This window comes from Brevundimonas phoenicis (genome assembly GCF_047237745.1).
Taxonomy (GTDB): Bacteria; Pseudomonadota; Alphaproteobacteria; order Caulobacterales; family Caulobacteraceae; genus Brevundimonas.
On the sequence record NZ_JBDFLN010000001.1, the window covers coordinates 2,171,428 to 2,189,167 of the forward strand.

19 protein-coding genes are annotated in these 17,740 nt (G+C 67.2%); 8 read left to right on the forward strand and 11 right to left on the reverse strand.

Annotated elements, in window-relative coordinates; translation table 11 throughout:
- Positions 1 to 79: 79 nt before the first annotated feature.
- Positions 80 to 355, forward strand: a complete 276-nt coding sequence (locus tag ABC419_RS10715) for a YjhX family toxin (protein WP_003165268.1) — start codon at positions 80 to 82, stop codon at positions 353 to 355.
- Here ABC419_RS10715 and rsmD read toward each other — a convergent pair.
- Positions 338 to 913 carry a 16S rRNA (guanine(966)-N(2))-methyltransferase RsmD gene (gene rsmD / locus ABC419_RS10720; protein WP_278448589.1) on the reverse strand — a complete coding sequence of 192 codons (576 nt, stop codon included), beginning with the start codon at positions 911 to 913 and terminating at the stop codon, positions 338 to 340. The genes ABC419_RS10715 and rsmD overlap by 18 nt on opposite strands.
- Positions 914 to 959: 46 nt before the next feature.
- Between rsmD and ABC419_RS10725 the strand changes: the two genes are divergently transcribed.
- Entirely contained in the window at positions 960 to 1,907 is a 948-nt protein-coding gene (locus ABC419_RS10725; protein WP_412877505.1) for a CPBP family intramembrane glutamic endopeptidase, read from the forward strand.
- Here the strand turns inward: ABC419_RS10725 and ABC419_RS10730 are convergent.
- Together ABC419_RS10730 and ABC419_RS10735 are read right to left on the reverse strand one after the other, a co-directional pair.
- Positions 1,892 to 2,308, reverse strand: a complete 417-nt coding sequence (locus tag ABC419_RS10730) for a GFA family protein (protein WP_412877504.1) — start codon at positions 2,306 to 2,308, stop codon at positions 1,892 to 1,894. The genes ABC419_RS10725 and ABC419_RS10730 overlap by 16 nt on opposite strands.
- A 22-nt stretch (positions 2,309 to 2,330) precedes the next feature.
- Positions 2,331 to 3,833: a pseudouridine synthase gene (locus ABC419_RS10735; RefSeq protein WP_412877503.1), complete on the reverse strand. Its 1,503-nt coding sequence runs from the start codon at positions 3,831 to 3,833 to the stop codon at positions 2,331 to 2,333.
- 12 nt (positions 3,834 to 3,845) lie between these two features.
- Here ABC419_RS10735 and tadA point away from each other — a divergent pair, with 12 nt between their 5' ends.
- Together tadA and ABC419_RS10745 are read left to right on the forward strand one after the other, a co-directional pair.
- Entirely contained in the window at positions 3,846 to 4,316 is a 471-nt protein-coding gene (gene tadA / locus ABC419_RS10740; protein ID WP_278448593.1) for a tRNA adenosine(34) deaminase TadA, read from the forward strand.
- 32 nt (positions 4,317 to 4,348) lie between these two features.
- The gene (locus ABC419_RS10745) at positions 4,349 to 4,765 is read left to right on the forward strand and encodes an MliC family protein (protein ID WP_412877502.1); all 417 of its coding nucleotides are present in this window, start codon (positions 4,349 to 4,351) and stop codon (positions 4,763 to 4,765) included.
- On the opposite strand, the gene ABC419_RS10750 is transcribed toward ABC419_RS10745, so the two are convergent.
- The 3 genes from ABC419_RS10750 to ABC419_RS10760 are packed head-to-tail and all read right to left on the reverse strand — an operon-like array spanning position 4,762 to position 7,018.
- The gene (locus ABC419_RS10750; protein ID WP_412877501.1) at positions 4,762 to 5,349 is read right to left on the reverse strand and encodes a GNAT family N-acetyltransferase; all 588 of its coding nucleotides are present in this window, start codon (positions 5,347 to 5,349) and stop codon (positions 4,762 to 4,764) included. The two genes, ABC419_RS10745 and ABC419_RS10750, sit on opposite strands and share 4 nt — an antisense overlap.
- On the reverse strand, positions 5,346 to 6,452 hold the full coding sequence (aroB, locus tag ABC419_RS10755) for a 3-dehydroquinate synthase (RefSeq protein ID WP_412877500.1): 1,107 nt from the start codon (positions 6,450 to 6,452) through the stop codon (positions 5,346 to 5,348). Before aroB ends, ABC419_RS10750 begins: the two co-directional genes overlap by 4 nt.
- The gene (locus ABC419_RS10760) at positions 6,449 to 7,018 is read right to left on the reverse strand and encodes a shikimate kinase (protein ID WP_289647638.1); all 570 of its coding nucleotides are present in this window, start codon (positions 7,016 to 7,018) and stop codon (positions 6,449 to 6,451) included. Before ABC419_RS10760 ends, aroB begins: the two co-directional genes overlap by 4 nt.
- Before the next feature lie 67 nt (positions 7,019 to 7,085).
- Between ABC419_RS10760 and ABC419_RS10765 the strand changes: the two genes are divergently transcribed.
- The 4 genes from ABC419_RS10765 (at position 7,086) to ABC419_RS10780 (ending at position 10,170) form a co-directional block, all read left to right on the forward strand.
- Positions 7,086 to 7,988, forward strand: a complete 903-nt coding sequence (locus ABC419_RS10765) for a site-specific tyrosine recombinase XerD (protein ID WP_412877499.1) — start codon at positions 7,086 to 7,088, stop codon at positions 7,986 to 7,988.
- A gap of 85 nt (positions 7,989 to 8,073) precedes the next feature.
- On the forward strand, positions 8,074 to 9,024 hold the full coding sequence (locus tag ABC419_RS10770) for an acetyl-CoA carboxylase carboxyltransferase subunit alpha (RefSeq protein WP_200165331.1): 951 nt from the start codon (positions 8,074 to 8,076) through the stop codon (positions 9,022 to 9,024).
- Positions 9,025 to 9,121: 97 nt separating this feature from the next.
- Positions 9,122 to 9,697, forward strand: a complete 576-nt coding sequence (locus tag ABC419_RS10775) for a response regulator (protein WP_125900213.1) — start codon at positions 9,122 to 9,124, stop codon at positions 9,695 to 9,697.
- Positions 9,694 to 10,170: a chemotaxis protein CheE gene (locus tag ABC419_RS10780; RefSeq protein WP_412877498.1), complete on the forward strand. Its 477-nt coding sequence runs from the start codon at positions 9,694 to 9,696 to the stop codon at positions 10,168 to 10,170. Before ABC419_RS10775 ends, ABC419_RS10780 begins: the two co-directional genes overlap by 4 nt.
- A gap of 6 nt (positions 10,171 to 10,176) precedes the next feature.
- Here the strand turns inward: ABC419_RS10780 and ABC419_RS10785 are convergent, their stop codons facing one another.
- The 5 genes from ABC419_RS10785 to ABC419_RS10805 all read right to left on the reverse strand — a co-directional run bounded on the left by ABC419_RS10785 (position 10,177) and on the right by ABC419_RS10805 (position 17,729).
- Entirely contained in the window at positions 10,177 to 12,063 is a 1,887-nt protein-coding gene (locus ABC419_RS10785; protein ID WP_412877497.1) for an ABCB family ABC transporter ATP-binding protein/permease, read from the reverse strand.
- Between the two features lie 50 nt (positions 12,064 to 12,113).
- The gene (locus tag ABC419_RS10790) at positions 12,114 to 13,130 is read right to left on the reverse strand and encodes a threonine aldolase family protein (RefSeq protein ID WP_412877496.1); all 1,017 of its coding nucleotides are present in this window, start codon (positions 13,128 to 13,130) and stop codon (positions 12,114 to 12,116) included.
- 3 nt (positions 13,131 to 13,133) lie between these two features.
- Complete coding sequence (locus ABC419_RS10795; RefSeq protein WP_368922813.1) at positions 13,134 to 14,114, reverse strand: mechanosensitive ion channel family protein; 981 nt, start codon at positions 14,112 to 14,114, stop codon at positions 13,134 to 13,136.
- Positions 14,115 to 14,158: 44 nt separating this feature from the next.
- Entirely contained in the window at positions 14,159 to 15,856 is a 1,698-nt protein-coding gene (locus ABC419_RS10800) for a cisplatin damage response ATP-dependent DNA ligase (protein ID WP_412877495.1), read from the reverse strand.
- Between the two features lie 64 nt (positions 15,857 to 15,920).
- Positions 15,921 to 17,729 carry a response regulator gene (locus tag ABC419_RS10805; protein WP_200165343.1) on the reverse strand — a complete coding sequence of 603 codons (1,809 nt, stop codon included), beginning with the start codon at positions 17,727 to 17,729 and terminating at the stop codon, positions 15,921 to 15,923.
- Positions 17,730 to 17,740 lie beyond the last annotated feature (11 nt).

Below are 17,740 nucleotides of genomic sequence, written 5' to 3' on the forward strand. Positions count from 1 at the left end.
CGTCCCGAGGCCTCCTGAGCCCGCCCGCGCCCCGTTGCGCCGGGCGCGTGTCTTCTCATGCCTTGGAAATCTCAATCCCATGAACCTGTCACGTGCGGAGCAACGCACGCTCCACGCCCTCGCCCAGGGCGGTCGCATCCTGCTGGAACGCGACGAACAGGGCCGCATCCTGGCCGCCCGCTGCTTCACCCGCGAAGGCTGGGTGCTGGACGGCTGTAACCTCGATCAATGGCGCAGCCTGAAGCGCAAGGGCGTCATCAAGTCCCGCAACGGCGGCCCCTATGTCGTCAACCGCGACGGCCTCAGCCGCCTGCGCAGCCGGGCCGACAACCGGACCTCAGGCCGAAGCTTCTGACGCCCTGAGGAACAGGACGCGCGCGGCGCCGTAGTCGCGCGCGTCCAACCGCTCATAGCCGGGGGTGTCGATCTCGGGCTCGTCCGAGCCGCGCTCGAACACCACGATGGCGCCCGGCGCCAGCCAGCCGCCCTCCAACAACCGCGCCAGCGTCTGCTCGCCCAGGCCTTTGGCGTAGGGCGGGTCCAGAAACGCCAGGGTGAAGGCCTCGCCCGCCGAGCCGGGACGCGGCCCCAGATCGGTCGCGCTGCGCCGATGCACCCTGCACCGGCCGAACAGGCCATAGGCGTCCATATTCTCGCGGATCGCGCCGCGCGCGCCGTCGTCCGTATCCACGAACAGGCAGAAGGCCGCCCCGCGCGACAGCGCCTCGAACCCCAGCGCGCCCGATCCGGCGTACAGGTCGATCACCCGCGCCTCATGCAGACCTTCGGCCCACGGCGCATGCTCCAGCACGTTGAAGATCGCCTGACGCGCCCGATCCGACGTCGGCCGCGTGTTCTGTCCCTCGGGCGTAACGATGGCCCGACCGCGATATTGTCCAGCGACGATTCTCATGGCCCCGCCTCTGGACCGAGCACGCGCGCAATGCAACGGTCGCCCCATGTCGAACGCCGGATTCTCAAGTTCCACCCCCTCGCCTTTCTTCACTGCGGTCGAGGAAGCACGAAGCAGTCCGCTGATCGCCGGCGTTCGGCCCCTTGCACGCTGGAAGCGGCTGGCAGGCTTCATCGCTCTATCCTGCGTGCTGATAATCACCACCGGCATCGTCATCGGTCTGGCGATGTCCGCTTTAGAGGCCGCAGGCATATTTGATGCAGACGCCTTGGCCACTGTGCCGGAAGGCCCTGACCGCCTGTATGGCGAAGGCGCATACGTGCTGGAACTCGGAGCTTTCCTTGGTTTGCTGGCGGGGGCCGCCCTGCTCAGCGCCAGAATCGCCTATGGCGTGCCGACGACGGCCTTTCTCTGGCCCCGCCGCCGCTTCTCGCTGCGACAATTGTGGCTCGGGTTCGCCGTTATGGCCGTGGTGGGGAGCGCCAGCGCTATTATCTACAACCTGATCGACCCTGCAGGTCCAGCGCCGATCCTGAATCCCGCCTATTCGATCGGAAGCCGCCTGCTCTACGTCGCCGCCGCGGCCCTCGGCCTGTTCATCGCAGCCGCCGCCGAAGAAGTCGTTTTCCGCGGCGTCCTGCTCCGTGTGACAGGCGGCTTCACCAGCAGCCTGATCATTCTATGCCTATTCAACGCCGTCGTGTTTTCCGCCATTCACGTGGACCCCGATCCTGTGGCCTTCGTCGCACGCGCCCTGTCAGGCCTGATCTGGACCTGGGCGGCCTTGCGCCTTGGCGGGATCGAGTTCGCCATCGGCGCCCACTGGGCCGGCAACCTCGCTATCGCCCTGCTTGAGGAACCGATTTCTACTGAACCTCCGCCAGGAGAAATCGCACCGTTGTCGGCGCTCGCCTATGAAGCCGTCGCCCTGGTCGTGGTGTTGATCGTCGTCGAGCGGATCGTGCGCGCCCGACGCGCTCAGCCCTCCGCGTAAAGCGCCTCGACCTCGGCGCCGGTCATGCGGGTGCGGTCGCCGGCGAAGGCGTAGTTGCTAGGCTTGGCGTCGATATAGATCTCACTGTCGAAGGCGAAGGCCGACGGATCGTCGAACGCCTGGACCGAGACCATGACCATACCGCCCGCCTTCAATCGCCAGAACAGGTTGGAGCCGCAGGCCGAGCAGAACTGCCGCTCGGCCCAATCGGACGAATCATAGGTCGACAGCGGCCCCTCGACCTCGACAGTGTCGCCGCAGTCGACGCTGAGCGACACCCCGCCCGAGGTCCGGCGACACCGTTCGCAATGGCAGGCGTGCATTCCGCCCTTGGGCGTGGCGGTGAAGCGCACCGCCCCGCACAGACAGCGGCCGTTCAACTGGGTTTCAACGTCCGCCATGCCTTGCGTCTCTGCTCAATAATCAGCCGCGTCCGCGCGGGCCGCCACGACCGCCTGCACCGCCCGAAGGCTTGCCGCCGAAAGGTTTGCCTCCGAACGGTTTGCCCCCCCCACGAGGACCGCCTGGTCGGTCGCCCGAACGAGAGTCCGAACGCGCATCAGGACGCCCACCGGCTCCACCGGGACGACCGAACGGCTTGCCGCCGGGCTTTCCGCCGGGACGGCCTCCCTTGGGCGGACCGCGACGGTCGTCGATGAACTGGTCGGCGCGCGGTTCGCGCGGCGTGAACGGACGGCGCGCACGATCGCCGCCTTCCGTCCCTTCGTCATGACCCGGACGGGCGCGCGGCTTGAAAGTCTTCTTGTGCTCGAACTTCGGCTTGGCCTTGGCCCAGCCCTCCTTGCGAGCGGGCTTGCCGAACTCAGCGCCTTCCTCGGCCGCCGTTTCTGCGGCGCGCACGCGGCTGGGCTTACGCGACGGATCCGACATGGCCGAGCCGGACTTGCCGCGCACGATCGGCGTGTTGGCGCGACGCCCCGGAATAGGCGCCGGCGTCGCGACCGTATTGCCGGTCGGCAGGTTCTCGGGACGGATATGCTCGGCCAGCATCTCGCGGATCACGCGCGGGCCGACTTCCTCGACCGATCCGACCGGCAGGGTGCCGAGCTGGAACGGACCATAGGCCAGGCGGATCAGGCGGTTGACCGTCAGGCCGACGCTCTCCAGCACCTTGCGGACTTCGCGGTTCTTGCCCTCGGTGATCTGGACGCTGAGCCACAGGTTGGCCGACGACTTCTCGCCCTCCGCCTTTTCCTTGGCCTTATCGATGGTGGCTTCCACCGGACCGTAACGCACGCCGTCGACAACGACGCCGTCCTTCAGCTTGTCCAACTGCTCCTGGGTGATGCGGCCGCGCGCACGGGCGCGATACTGGCGCACCAGCGCCGTGTCCGGCAATTCCAGCGCCCGGCTCAGTTCGCCGTCATTGGTCAGCAGCAGCAGGCCCTCGGTCGCCAGATCGAGGCGGCCGACGGAAATCACGCGCGGCAAGCCGCTGGGCAGGGCGTCGAACACGGTCGGGCGGCCCGCCGGATCGTTGTGGCTGGTGATCAGGCCCGCAGGCTTGTGATAGCGCCAGACGCGCGTCGCCTGGGCGGCGCCGATCGGCTTGCCGTCGACGGTGATCTTGTCGTCGCGCTTCACCAGCACGGCGGGCGTGGCCAGGATGCGGCCGTTCACCGCCACCTTGCCCAGACCGATCAGCCGTTCGACCTCGCGACGTGAGGCGATGCCCGCGCGGGCCATGGCCTTGGCGATTCGTTCGGTGCGTTCGGGGCCCTTGGCCTCGGGCGCAGACTTGTCGCCCGGCTTGCCCCCGGCGCGGTCGCGAGGCTTGCCGCCTGGCTTTGCGTCCTTGTCGAAGGGCTTTCGCGGGCCTTTATCGGCGAAATTGCGGGGACCGCGCGCGCCGTCGTCTTGACGGGAGCGGGGCTTCTTGTCGTTGTCTTTGGGATGGCGATCCATGATGAGCGGTTCATGAGCATGGCGCTCGATCTGGCGCAAGCGGCGGCTGAAGCCGGCGAGGTGCCCGTCGGCGCGGTGATCGTGGACGAAAACACCGGCGAAGTGCTTGGGCGCGGGCAAAACGGGCCCATCACGGCCCATGATCCGACCGCCCATGCCGAGATCGTCGCCCTGCGCGATGCGGCGGCGAAGTTGCAGAATTATCGCCTTACGGACCTGACTCTGTATGTCACGCTCGAGCCGTGCGCCATGTGCGCGGGCGCCATCAGCCACGCTCGCATCGGGCGCGTGGTCTGGGGGGCGGACGATCCCAAGGGCGGCGCCGTGCTGCACGGCGGGCGTTTCTTCGACCAGCCGACCTGCCACTGGCGGCCCGCGACCGAGAGCGGGGTCATGGCCGATCCCGCCGCTGAAATGCTGCGCGGCTTCTTCCGCTCGCGCCGGAAGTCACGATCAGGAACGCCGGGCGACGCCGAGCGTTGAGCCTCCAAGCTTGACCTTGAGAGGGCTTCATTTTGCCGACCCGCATCCTCTGGCCGACCGTCGCCGTCTCCGCCGTGGTTCTTCTGTCCGCCTGTGGTCAGGAACCACGCAAGGCTCCGACCGATGGCGACGAGGTGCGTGAACGCGCCGTCGAGGCCCAAACCGCCCGCCGCCGCACCGGCGCCGAGCTTCAGGACCGCGCCCTGAACCGCGTCGTCCACGCCGTCTATCTGTGCAACAATTCCGAACGTCTGTCGGTCGACTTCGACAACCCGCGCCAGATGGCCACCGTGCGCAACTCCAGCGGCGAGGCGGTGGATCTGTTTCAGGAACGCGCCGCAGACGGCATCTGGTATCGCGCCTCGGGTTATGAACTACGCGGCAAGGGCGTCATGGCCACATGGACCGCCGCCGACCGCGAACCCACCGAATGCAGGGCCGTCGACTAGGCGAAGGCCGCCAACCGTTCGTCCAGCCGTCGCCGCACGTCGGGCCACTCCTCGTCCAGAATGGCGAACTGCGCCGTATCCCGCGCCCGCCCGGTCCAGGTCGTCTTGTGCTTTCGCAGCACGCCCTCATGGGTCGCGCCCAGCTTACGGATGGCGGCCTGGCTGGCGGCGTTCAGGGCGTCGGTGATGATCTCAACCCGGATCGCCCCGTTGGAGAAGGCGTAGTCCAGCAACAGGCGCTTGCACGCCGGGTTGATCGGCCCGCTCCGCGCCTCGGGTCGATAGAAGGTCGAACCGATCTCGCAGCGCCGATGCTCGGGCTTGATCTCATAGAGGCTGGTCGTGCCGACGACCGCGTTGTCGCTGCGACGCCGCACGGCATAGGCGATACGCGACCCCGCCTCCATCGCCTTCAGCGCCACATCCCACCAGCCGTCGAAATGCGCGCCATAAGCGGCGGCGACCATGCCGTTCCAGGCGTCCGGGTCGCAGTCCAGCGCCGCCCGAACCTCATCCTTCAGCGCCTCGGTGAACGGCTCCAACCGCACGAAGGCGTCTTCAAGGACGACGGACGACAGCTTCACGCCGCGCCTTCCTCTATCAGGAAGGCCCGCACCACCTCGGCGTCCACGTTCTTGTCGGTGAAGGCGTCACCCACGGCCCGCGCCAGGATCAGGGTCAGGCGCCCGCCCTCAGCCTTCTTGTCCCCCGCCATGCGCGCGATCAGGGCGTCGGCCGCGAAGGCGTGGGCCACATCCGACAGTCGCGTCGGCAGGCCCGCTGCACGAATACCCGCCTCGGCGCGCTCGGCCTCAACCGCCGGGCACAGCCCCTGCCGCGCCGAATAGCGGAAGGCCATGGCGCAGCCCAACGCCACAGCCTCGCCGTGAGTCAGGGTCTCGTCGAACGCCAGTTCAGCCTCCAGCGCGTGGCCGAAGGTGTGGCCCAGGTTCAGCAGGGCGCGGCGGCCCGCCTCCTTCTCATCCTCGCCGACGATCTGGGCCTTGATCTCAACCGAGCGGATCACCGCCCGCTCCAGCGCATCGGGATCGCCCTGCGCCCCAGCAGCACCCTCGCCACCCAGCCAGTCGAAGAAGGCCGCGTCGCAGATCAGCCCGTGCTTCAGCACCTCGGCCCAGCCCGAGCGCACCTGCCGCGCCGGCAGGGTGGCCAGGGCCTCGATGTCCGCCAGCACCCGGCGCGGCTGATGGAAGGCGCCGATCAGGTTCTTGCCGCGCGGGGTGTCGATGGCCGTCTTGCCGCCGACCGAGGAATCCACCTGAGCCAGCAGAGTGGTCGGAACCTGCACGAAGTCGATGCCGCGCATGAACAGCGCCGCCGCCAGCCCGGCCAGGTCGCCGACCACGCCGCCGCCCAGGGCGACGACCAGGCTCTTGCGATCCAGCCCCTCGGCCAGCAATCGGTCCAGCACCGCTTCAAGTTGTTCGAACGACTTGGACGCCTCGCCTGCAGGCACGGTGACGATCCCGGTCACCAGGCCCGCCGCCGCCAGCGAGGCGCGCACCGTCTCGCCGTGAATCGCCGCGACCGTCTCATCGCTGACGATGAAGGCGCGCGTGGGCTTCAGCGCCGCGACCTCGGCTCCCGCCGTCTTCAGCAGACCGCGCCCGACGACGACCTCATAGAGGGCGAAAGCGCCGCCTGCGACCGGGATCGTCGTGGTCATGACTGGGTCTCCCGCCGTCCGAACCGGCGCAATTGTTTCAGGATGGCCTCGACGGCCTGGGCGTGCGATCCGCCGCCCACATCGACCGTCAGATCGGCCTCGCCGTAGATGGGATAGCGCGCCTTGGCCAGGTCGTTGAGGGCCGTCAGAGGATCGCGATTGCGCAACAGCGGCCGGGTGTCGCGTCGTCCTACCCGCTCGGCGATGACCTTCAGGTCCGCGCGCATCCAGACGCTGACGGCGTGCTGCTTCATCAGGGCGCGGGTGTCGGGGTTGAGCACCGCCCCGCCCCCGGTCGCCAGCACGATCGGCGGCCCTTCCAGCAGACGCTTCATCACCCGCGCTTCGCCCGCCCGGAACTCGACCTCGCCGCGCGTGGCGAAGATTTCGCTGACGGTCATGCCCGCCGCTTCCTCGATCACATGATCGCCGTCGGCGAACGGCAAGCCCAATCGAGCCGCCAGGCGTCGCCCCACGGTTGATTTTCCGACGCCCATCAGCCCCACCAAGGCTATGGTGCGGACCGAAGACAACGGGAAGGAATCAGGCGAGGCGTCGGAAGGCATGGTCCGTACACCCTCTACACCAGACGCCGCCCGGCTCCACACCCAGAAGCGATGACCTGACGCCCGCATGACCCCGCAGATCGAAGCCTTTCTGGAGATGATGGCGGTGGAGCGCGACGCCTCGCCTCACACCCTGTCAGCCTATGGCCGCGATCTGGCGGACGCCGAGACATGGCTGAACGACGCGGGCGGCCTGATGAGCGCGCCGCAGGAGGCGCTGGAGGCCTGGTTCGCCGACCTGTCGCGACGCGGCCTGTCCGCCGCCACAGCCGCTCGCCGCCGCGCCTCCGTGCGGCAGTTCTACCGCTTCGCCCTGGGCGAGGGTTGGCGAACCGACGATCCTTCGCGCCGCCTGGACGCGCCCAAACAGGGCCGCAGCCTGCCCAAGACCCTCAGCCGCGACGAGATCGAGGCCCTGCTGACCGCCGCCGGCGCCGTCGACAGTACGGCGGGCCTGCGCCTGATCGCCCTGGTCGAGATGGCCTACGCCTCGGGCCTGCGCGTGTCCGAGCTGCTGGCGCTCAAAGTCGAGGCCGTGCGCCGCGACCCCGCCTATCTGATCGTGCGCGGCAAGGGCGGCAAGGAGCGACTGGCCCCGCTGAACACGGCCGCACGCGAGGCGATTAAGGCCTGGCTGGACGCCCGCGACGCCGCCCGCAAGCCGAACACGTCCGACAGCGCCTGGCTGTTCCCCTCACACGGCAAGACGGGACATCTGACGCCGCGCCGCTTCGCCCAGCTGTTGGATCAGGCGGCCGTCATGGCGGGAATCGACCCGGCCCGCGTCAGCCCCCACGTCCTGCGCCACGCCTTCGCCACCCACCTGCTGGAAGGCGGCGCCGACCTGCGCGTGGTGCAGACCCTACTGGGTCACGCCGACATCTCGACCACCCAGATCTACACCCACGTCGCCGTCGACCGCCTGTCTCAAGTGGTTCACACCAACCATCCCCTGGCGAAAGACGACTGAACCCGCGCTTGCTCCGAGACGTTCCGCGCTCTAGGTTCCGCCGCCTTCCGTAGCGCCAAGCGCGCTTCTTCCTCACGGACGCCTTATGGCCACGCACTATCTCGAATTCGAAAAGCCGATCGCCGAACTGGACGCCAAGATCGCCGAGCTGTCGCTGCTGGCGCCGACCAGCGGATCGTTCGAGACCGAGATCGCAGCCCTGCGCAAGAAGGCCGACGCCATGCGCACCAAGGCCTACGCCAACCTGGATCCGTGGATGCGCACCCAGGTCGCGCGCCACCCGCAACGCCCGCACTTCGTCGATTACGTCGACGGCCTGTTCACCGATTTCGTGGAGCTGCACGGCGACCGTCAGTTCGGGGACGACCAGGCCATCCTGGGCGGCCTGGCCCGATTCCGCGGCCAGCCGGTCGTGATCATGGGCCACGAAAAGGGCCACGACACTCAGACCCGCATCACCCACAACTTCGGCATGGCCCGCCCCGAGGGCTATCGCAAGGCCGTCCGCCTGATGGACATGGCCGAGCAGTTCGGCCTGCCGGTCCTGACCTTCGTCGACACCGCCGGCGCCTATCCGGGCCTGGGCGCCGAGGAGCGCGGACAGGCCGAGGCCATCGCCCGCTCGACCGAGCGCGGCCTGACTTTGGGCGTCCCCTCCATCGCCACGGTAACGGGCGAGGGCGGTTCGGGCGGCGCCATCGCCATCGCCGCCGCCAGCCGCGTGCTGATGCTTGAACACTCAATTTACTCGGTCATCTCGCCGGAAGGCGCAGCGGGCATCCTGTGGCGCGACGGCACGCGCGCCAAGGACGCGGCCAATGCGATGAAGATCACGGCGCCCGACCTGATCGAGCTGAAGATCGTCGATCGCGTGATCCCCGAGCCCCTGGGCGGCGCCCACGCTGATCGCGAAAAGGCCATGCAGAACGTCGGCCAGGTTCTGGAAGAAGAACTGAAGGCGTTGTCGGGCCTGTCCGCCGAACAGCTCAAGAAGCAACGCGCCGACCGTTTCTACGCCATCGGCCGCCTGGGCTGAATCGAGACGTTCAACCCGTTGCATGGCGGGCCGCCGCCGCCGAAGCTGCGCCGATGCGATTCGTCGAAGGTTCAGTGATGCGTGATTCGAGACTTCCATGCCCGGCATGAACGGAGTTGGCGAATCTCTGCGCGAAAGCGCCGTCTTCAACTTCGACGGGGCGATGACCATGGTCATCGACGACTCCCCCTTCGCGATGGAGCTGACGGCCCAGGCCCTGCTGGGCTTCGGTATCAAGGTGCGCCACGCCTGCGCCGACGCGGCCGAGGCCATCAAGGTTCTGCAGACCCATCCCGTCGATCTGATCCTGGTCGATTGCGAGATGCCAGGCATGAGCGGCTATGAATTCGTGCGCTGGCTGCGCCGTTCGGGACTGGAACCGAACGCCTACGCCCCCGTCATCATGACCGCCGCCCACGTACGCCGCTCAAAGGTGTCAGAGGCCCGAGACTGCGGCGCCAACTTCCTGATCACCAAGCCGTTCAGCGCCGGCGTGCTGTTGGAGCGCATCGTCTGGGTGGCGCGCGATGCACGCCCCTTCCTTGAGGTCGGCGACTATTTCGGGCCAGATCGACGGTTCAAGGAGGAACCCTGGCCTGGCCCCGAGCGTCGTTCCGAAGAAATCCGCAAAGCGCAATTCGAAGCCCAACGCAGAGCCTCGATCGATCTATGACCGTCATCACGCACAATCGCCGCCGCTCGCGCCTGTCGACCTTGATCGATCAGCCTGGCGGTGTCAGCGTCGGAACCGCCCTGACCCAGGCGCGCGCCAACCTGGCCGAGTATGAGGCCCGCAGCCGTCAGGTCATCGAGGAACAGGTCGCAGCCCTGGCCGCCATGACGCCGCCCGCCGGCCTTGAAGACGTCTCCGTCACCCTGGATCAGGCGTACGTCCGCTCCAGCGCCGTGATCGACGCGGCCGGGCCCTTCGAGATGAAGGACATCTGCACGGCCGCCGCCAACCTGTGCGACCTGATCGACGCTGCGCCGGAAGACCGCGCCTTCGACTGGCGCATCGTCACCGTCCACGCCCAGGCGCTGCGTCTGCTGCTGACCCTGCCGAAAGAGGCCGCCGACGCCCGCAGCCAAGTGCTAGACAGCCTCAAGGACGTGCTGAAGGCCAAGGTTCCTGGCGCCAAGAACTAACAGGGATCAGATCTCTGCGGTCGGCGTCTTTGCCCCGCGCGTCTGTTTGCGCCACAGGGCTGCGTATTCCCCGCCCTGACGCGCCACCAGCTCATGATGGGCGCCGCGTTCGACGATGCGGCCTGCCTTCAGCACCAGAATCTGATCGGCGTCGGCGACGGTCGACAAACGGTGCGCGACCACCAGGGTCGTGCGACCGGTCCGCGCCTTGCGCAGCGTCTTCTGGATCGCCGCCTCGGTCCGGCTGTCGAGCGCGCTGGTCGCTTCGTCCAGGATCAAAATGCAGGGGTCGGCCAACAGAGCGCGGGCGATGCCCACCCGCTGACGCTCGCCGCCCGACAACTTCAGTCCCCGCTCGCCTACGCGCGTGTCCATGCCTTCGGGCAGGTTGCGGATGAAGTCCGCCAGTTCCGCCGCCTCGGCCGCCGCCCAGATCGCCGCCTCGTCCGCGTCGGGTCGGGCGAAGGCGATGTTGGCCGCGATGGTGTCGTTGAACAGGGCCACGTCCTGCGGCACCAGGGCCACGGCCGCCCGCAGCGACGCCTGTGTCACGCTGCGCGCGTCCCGACCGTCGATCAGCACTGCGCCTTCCTGCGGGTCGAGCAGCCGCAAGGCCAGCTTGACGATGGTGGACTTGCCCGCCCCCGACGGCCCGACCAGAGCGGTCGTGGTGCCCGCCGGCGTGACGAAGCTGACGTCGTCCAGACCCGCCGCCCGCGCGTCATGCCGGAAACCGACATGGTCAAACACGACCTCGGCCCCTTGGCCGCTTTCAGGACGCGGCAGATCGATGGCGTCGGGCGCATCCGCCACCTGCGGCGCCTGCCGCGTCACCTTAAGCATCTCCTCCATGTCGATGAAGGATTGGCGGATTTCGCGATAGGCAAAGCCCAAAATATTCAGCGGCGCATAGAGGGAGATCATGATCAGCACGGCCGCTGTCACATCGCCCGGCCCCATGCGCCCCGCCGCCGCCTCGAACCCGGCCATGACGGCCATGATCCCAAGGCCGACATTCATGATCAGACCCTGGATCAGGTTCAGGGTCGCCAGCGAAGTGTTCGCCTTCAGCGACGCCTTCGCATAAGTGGCCAGAGACGCCTCATAGGCCTGCGCCGCCCGGCCCTCGGCGCCGAACGACTTGACGGTTTCATAGTTCAGCAGGGCGTCGACCGACAGGCCCGCCGCCTCGCTGTCGGCCGCGTTCATGGCGCGCCGATGCTCCAGCCGCCAGTTGGCCATGGCGAAGGTCGTGACAGCATAGACCAGCACCACGCCCACCGCCACGACGCCGAACCGCCAGTCGTATTTGCCGCCCAGAACCGCCGCCGCCAGCACCAGCTCCAGCACCGTCGGGCCCAGGTTGAACATCAGGATGCGCAGCAGGAAGTCGACCGCACGCGAGCCTCGGTCCATCACCCGCGACAGGGCGCCGGATCGCTTGGTCTGATGGAAGTCCAGCGACAGGCTGAGAGCGTGAGCAAACGTCTCGGCCGCCGTCTTGCGTTGGGCCGCCGCGCGCACCGGAGCGAACACCACGTCCGACAACTGCGGCGTCGCCGCCGACAGAAAGCGCACCAGGGCCCAGCCCACGGCGAAAGCGGCGAAGCCCAGCCCCACCGACGCCGCCGGCCCCTGGTCCGCCGCCAGATGGTTGACCGCTGCGCCTAGGACCAGCGGCGCCAGCACGCCCAGCCCCTTGCCCGCCAGGGTCAGCAGGATCGCCCCCGCCACGCGCCACGGCAGTTGCGGCGCGCCCGAGCGAGCCACCACGCCGATCAGGTTCTTCAGCGCCTCCAGCGTAGGCGGCGCCTCCTGTTGCGCGGGATCTGTCCCGGCGTTCATGGCTTTGGTCGCGACGTCGCCGCGCCGTCCCGAGCGTTCACCGCGCATCGTCACGTCCCGCCGCCATCATGCCACCGAGGCGGAACGCGTCCGCCACGTCAATCCAGGCTCGCCACGGCGTCGATCAAGGCGTCAACCGACGCCTCATCAGTCGCCCAGGAACAGACGAACCGCACCGAGCCGTCGTCGAATTGATAGCAGGCCCAGCCCGCTGCATTCAGCGCCTGATGCGCCTCGTCCGGCATCCGCACGAAGACGGTGTTCGATTCCACCGGATGAGCCAGGACGAAGGGCGTTTTCGTCTCAATCCCGTCGGCCAGGCGCTGCGCCATCAGATTGGCGTGAGCGGCGCCCGATAACCAGTCGCCCGATTCCAGCAGCCCCAGCATCGGCGCGGCCAGCAGCCGGCCCTTGGACGCCGTCTGTCCGGCCTGTTTCAGTCGGTTGTCGATGCGGCGGGTCAACGTCTTGTCGAAGATCACCAAGGCCTCGACGCAATGCGCGCCCGCCTTGGCCCCGCCGAACGACAGCACATCAACGCCCAGGCGCGGAATGTCCTTGGGGTCAAAGCCCGCCGCTACGGCGTTCGCCAGTCGCGCCCCGTCCATATGCACGCCTAGACCCGCCCGCTTGGAGGGCTCGATCAGATGGCGCAGCTCTTCCTCGGAATAGACGGCGCCGTATTCCGTCGTCTGGGTCAGGCTGAGCGCCGCCGGCGGCTGACGATGGCCCACCACGGGTTCTTCCAGAGCGGCGTAAAGCGCGGCCACATCAACCTTGCCTGAATAGCCCGGCAGGCCGATCAGGCCGACGCCCTGACCAAAGAAGCCGGGGGCGCCCGTCTCGTCCGTGCAGACATGGGCCGCATGGTGCGCCAGCACCGCCTCATAGGGTCGCGCCAACATCGACAGGCCGATGGCGTTGGCCGCCGTGCCGCTGAAGACAAAGCGCACCTCCGCGTCCGCATCCAGCGTCTGGCGGATCAAATCGGCCGCGCGCGTCGAGGTTTCGTCCGCGCCATAAGCCCGCGCAAACCCGGCATTGGCGGCGACCAGAGCCTGAAGCGCCGAGGGGGCCATGCCCGTCGTGTTGTCGGAACCGAAATCAAAACGCACGGCTCATTCTCCCCCTTGGTCAGAGGCCTCGCCCTGAACCGCACCATCCTGGACCGGAGCCATGACGACCCGCGCGAATTTGGCGTCCTTCGCCGGCACCTCGACCTGGTGCGGGAAGGGAATCTCGATGCCGGCTTCGTCCAGGGCCTCCTTGCCCGACTGCATCAGATCAGCCTGAGTCTGCCACCAGTCGGCGTTGTTCACCCAGGCATGCAGGGTGATCTCGACCGCGCTGTCCAGCAGCGCCGTCACCCCCGTCCAGGTCGCCGGATCCGTCAGCACCTTGTCGTGAAGCCGGGCGACCGCCGCCAGCACGTCGCGCGCCTCCTTCAGATTCTCGCCATAGCCGACGGTGAACTTGATCTCGATCCGGCGCGTTCGCTGGCCCGTCAGATTGATGATGACGTCGCTCAGCACCTTGGAGTTCGGAATGACGATCTTGTGGTTGTTGGCGTTCGACAGCTGGGTGGTGAACAGATCCAGCTTCTGCACCGTGCCCGACGCGCCGCCCACGTCGATGACCTCGCCCACGCGATAGGGGCGCAGGACCAGCAGCATCACCCCCGCCGCCACGTTCGACAGCGTGCCTTGCAACGCCAGGCCGACCGCCAGGGAGGCGGCGCCTAGAACGGCGATGATGGAGGTCGTCTGCACGCCTAGGCGCTGCAGCACCGCGATCATGCCGACGATGATGACCACCACCCGCACGATCTGAACCATGAAGGCCAGCACTGTCGGGTCGCGCCTGACGGCCTTGGTGCGACCCAGAAGCTTGCGCGCCGCGCCCGACGCCCAGCGCGCCGCAATCAGCGTCAGGGCGAAGATGATCGCCGCCACCGTCAGGTTGATGGCGAAATCACCCAGCATATCCATGGCCTTGGCCAGGATGGCGGCGTCGACGGTCAACTTCTGCTCGCCAGCGGCCACCACTTGAGCCAGAGGCTCGGCGAGCACGACAGGTGTATGCAGGGAATTCGTGAGCATGAGCCGGGTCTAACGCACGCGCCGCCGATTGGAAGCCCCGCAGGTCAAGCTTTTTCACCCGCGCTGACCCGCCCGCCGCCGCGTTCGATGGCGTCCAGCAGGTCCAGAACAGAGGCGAGGGTGTCAGCCTCCCGCGCGGGCTTGTCCCAGCGGATGCGACTGACGCGCGGAAAGCGCATGGCCACGCCCGATTTATGGCGCGTAGAGCGTTGTAATCCCTCGAAGGCGATCTCCAGCACCAGACCGAAATCGCGCTCGGCGCGAACGGCGCGGACCGGGCCGAAGCGGTCCGTCGTGTGATCGCGGACGAATTTGTCGATCTGCTTCAACTCTTCGTCGGTGAAGCCGAAATAGGCCTTGCCGACGGGCGCCAGCGCCCCCTCCTCCGTCCAGACGCCAAAGGTGTAGTCGGAGTAGTAGCCGGAGCGCTTCCCATGTCCTCGCTGGGCGTACATCAGCACGGCGTCGATGACGTGCGGATCACGCTTCCACTTGAACCAGGGGCCTTTGGGGCGGCCCGCCGTATAGACGCTGTCCCGGCGTTTCAGCATCAGCCCCTCCGCCGCCGCACCCACCGGAGGATCGGCGCGCAAGGCCGCCAACTCCGCCCACGTCTCATGCTGCAGCAACGGAGACAGATAAAGCCGTCGCCCCCCATGCGTCGCGACCAGCCGTTCCAGCCGCGTGCGACGCTTGGTCAACGGCAGGCGCCGCAGATCCTCGCCTCCCTCGGCCAGCAGGTCATAGGCCAGTATCGCTGCCGGATAGGCCGCCTGCAGTCTGGCGTCGGCCGTCTTGCGGTTCAATCGCTGCTGCAGATCGCCGAACGGTGCAACGACGTTGTCGCGGATCACCAGAAGCTCGCCGTCCACCGCTCCGTCAAACGCCAGATTCGCCGTCACATCGGGGAATGCAGCCGAAATGTCGTCTCCGGTGCGCGAGTACAATCGCGTGACGCCCGCCTCACACACGGCTTGCACCCGGGCGCCGTCCCATTTCCATTCAGCGATGAAGGCCTGCGGATCCAGCCGCGCCAGATCAACCGCCTCGTCCAGCGCTGTCGCCAGCATGACGGGGCGGAACCGCCCTGGAACTTCAGCGCTAGGACGCTCTCCCCGACCTTCCAGCCAGGCAAACAGGTCGCCATAGGGGGCTGTCAGTCCGTGCCAGACCTCCTCGACCTCGCTGACATCGACCGGCGGCAGGGACGCGGCCTGTTCGCCGCCTTCAGGCGTCGGGTGTTCAATGACCGCCTCTGGCCGCACCATAGCAACGGCCGTGCGCGCCAGCCGCGCCGAGACGCCGACGCGCAAACCGCCCGTGACCAGCTTCAGCAACGCCCAGCGACCCTTGGGCTCCAGGAAGTCCAGCCAATCTTCAACCAGACCGGACGCCTCCTGCCGGTCAGCACCCTGAAGCGCGTCCACCACTTCAGCCAAGGATGGTTCGCGGTTAAGGCGACAATCAGGATTGATCGGCCATATCAGGGCGACCGTCTCCGCCAGGTCGCCGACGTAGTCATAAGACCAGCCGAACAGCACAGGATCGACCCGCCCCTCGGCCGCCTTGCGTATCATGGCCGGCTTGGCCGCCGAAAAGCTCAGATCGCCGGTCAGCGCCGCCAACGCCCACCCGCGATCCGGATCGGGCGTGGCGCGCATATAATCTCGCAACAGGAGCAGCTTCGCCTTGCGCGAAGCGGTCAACGACAGTCGATCAAGCAGTTCGGCGAAGCCGCGCAATTCAGCTCCTTGGGTTCAAACGCTCCTTTAGAACGGCGAACCTCGCAGTCGTTTCCGCGTCGGTTCAGGCCGCTTCGCTTTCGATCATCCGCCGCAACATCGAACGTCCGCCCTTGGCCTGGCTCATCAGGCCCGCCAGACTACGGAAGTCGATCGGCTTGTTTAGATAGGCGTCGGCGCCCGCCGCCAGCCCCGCCTCCTGATCCTCGTTCCGCGCCGAGGCCGATAGAACGACGATGGGCGTCTCGGCGTTGGCGCCCCCTTCACGGATCAGCCGCGTCGCCGTCAGCCCATCCATGATCGGCATGTTCACGTCCATGACAATCAGGTCGAACGTCTGGTGGCGAGCGATCTCAACAGCCTCCTGGCCATTCTCGGCGGTAGTCGTGCGTCGTCCCGTAGACCCCATCCAGGCCTCCAGGATCATGCGGTTGACGGCGTGGTCCTCGACGACCAGCACCTCCATCGCATCCTCCTGGGTCATCTCAGCGTCTGCGTCGACTTCAGCAGTCTCATCGACCCAGTGCACGACCTCCCCCTCGACGGCGAAGACGAAGACCGATCCTTTGCCGACTTCGGACGTCACCGAGATATCCCCGCCCATGATGTTGGCCAGCCGCCGCGAGATGGTGAGGCCCAGGCCCGTCCCGCCAAATCGCCGCGTGGACGAGGCGTCGATCTGCGTGAACGGCTGGAACAGTTGATCCATGTCCGCTTCGGAAATGCCCGCCCCGCTGTCATACACGGCGAATTCGAACGCCACGCGCCGTTCCGAGATGCGACGCCCTCGCGTCACCAGGCGGATGTCTCCGCCATCAGTGAATTTCACAGCGTTGGACAGAAGGTTCTGCACGACCTGGCAGACACGCAGCGGGTCGCCGCGTACGACCGCAGGCATCTCGCCTTCGAACTCAGACACGAACGTCAGCCCTTTGGCTTCGGCCTGCGCCTCAAACGGCCCGACAATCCGACGGTGCAGGTCGTCGAGCTGAATATCAATGGATTCGAAATTCATCCGCCCCGCCTCGATCTTGGTCATGTCGAGGATGTCGTTCAGCAAGCTCAGCAAATTGTCGCCTGAGTTGCGGATGATCGCCAGGTATTCGCGTTGGGCGCCGTCAAGGCGCGTCGCACTCAACAATTGGGCCACGCCCAACACCCCGTTCATCGGCGTGCGTAGTTCGTGAGAGATAACCCCCAGAAAGTTGGACTTCGCCTCATTCGCCGCATCGGCCTTGTCACGAGCAGCCTCCAGCTCCGCAATCAGATGAGCCTGATGCTCCTGGAAGGCACGGATGCGGTCTTCGCGCAGCATGGTCATGGTCACCAGGACAAACAGCGAGGCCACAGTAACCGGTATCAGCGCCACAAAAGGCCAGAACGCGTCTGGATGGCCGATCAGGGTCACGCCGATGATCGCAGCCGCCAAGCCGTAGGGCGACGAGATGATCAGCGCCTGTTTCGGCGAGCTGCGAAGCTGGGCGAAAACCAGAACATAACCTGAAATCAGGAAGGCGATCGCCAGCTCACGCCCGAAGTACGACGGCGAAAACCACGCCAGCAAGGGCGCAACGGCCCAAGCCGCCGTAGTCACCGCACCGACAATGGGGAATATTCTGCCCCAACCGGCCTCGGCGTCCTGGCTTTCACTGATCCGCTTTTCGGCGACGCCGCGGAGGGCGCCCGCCGCGAGCGTTCCGGCAAACCAAAGCAGGCCATGCGGCAAGCCGACCGTCGCGATCAGGCCCAGCGCCCAGCTGGCAATGATCATATAGCGCAAGTAGTGGGTTTGCAGGATGGCGGACAGGGCCTGGGCGGCGCTACCGGCCTCCTGGCTCTCCAACCCCTTCCCTATGCCCTCGGAACCTACCATACGACGCCCCC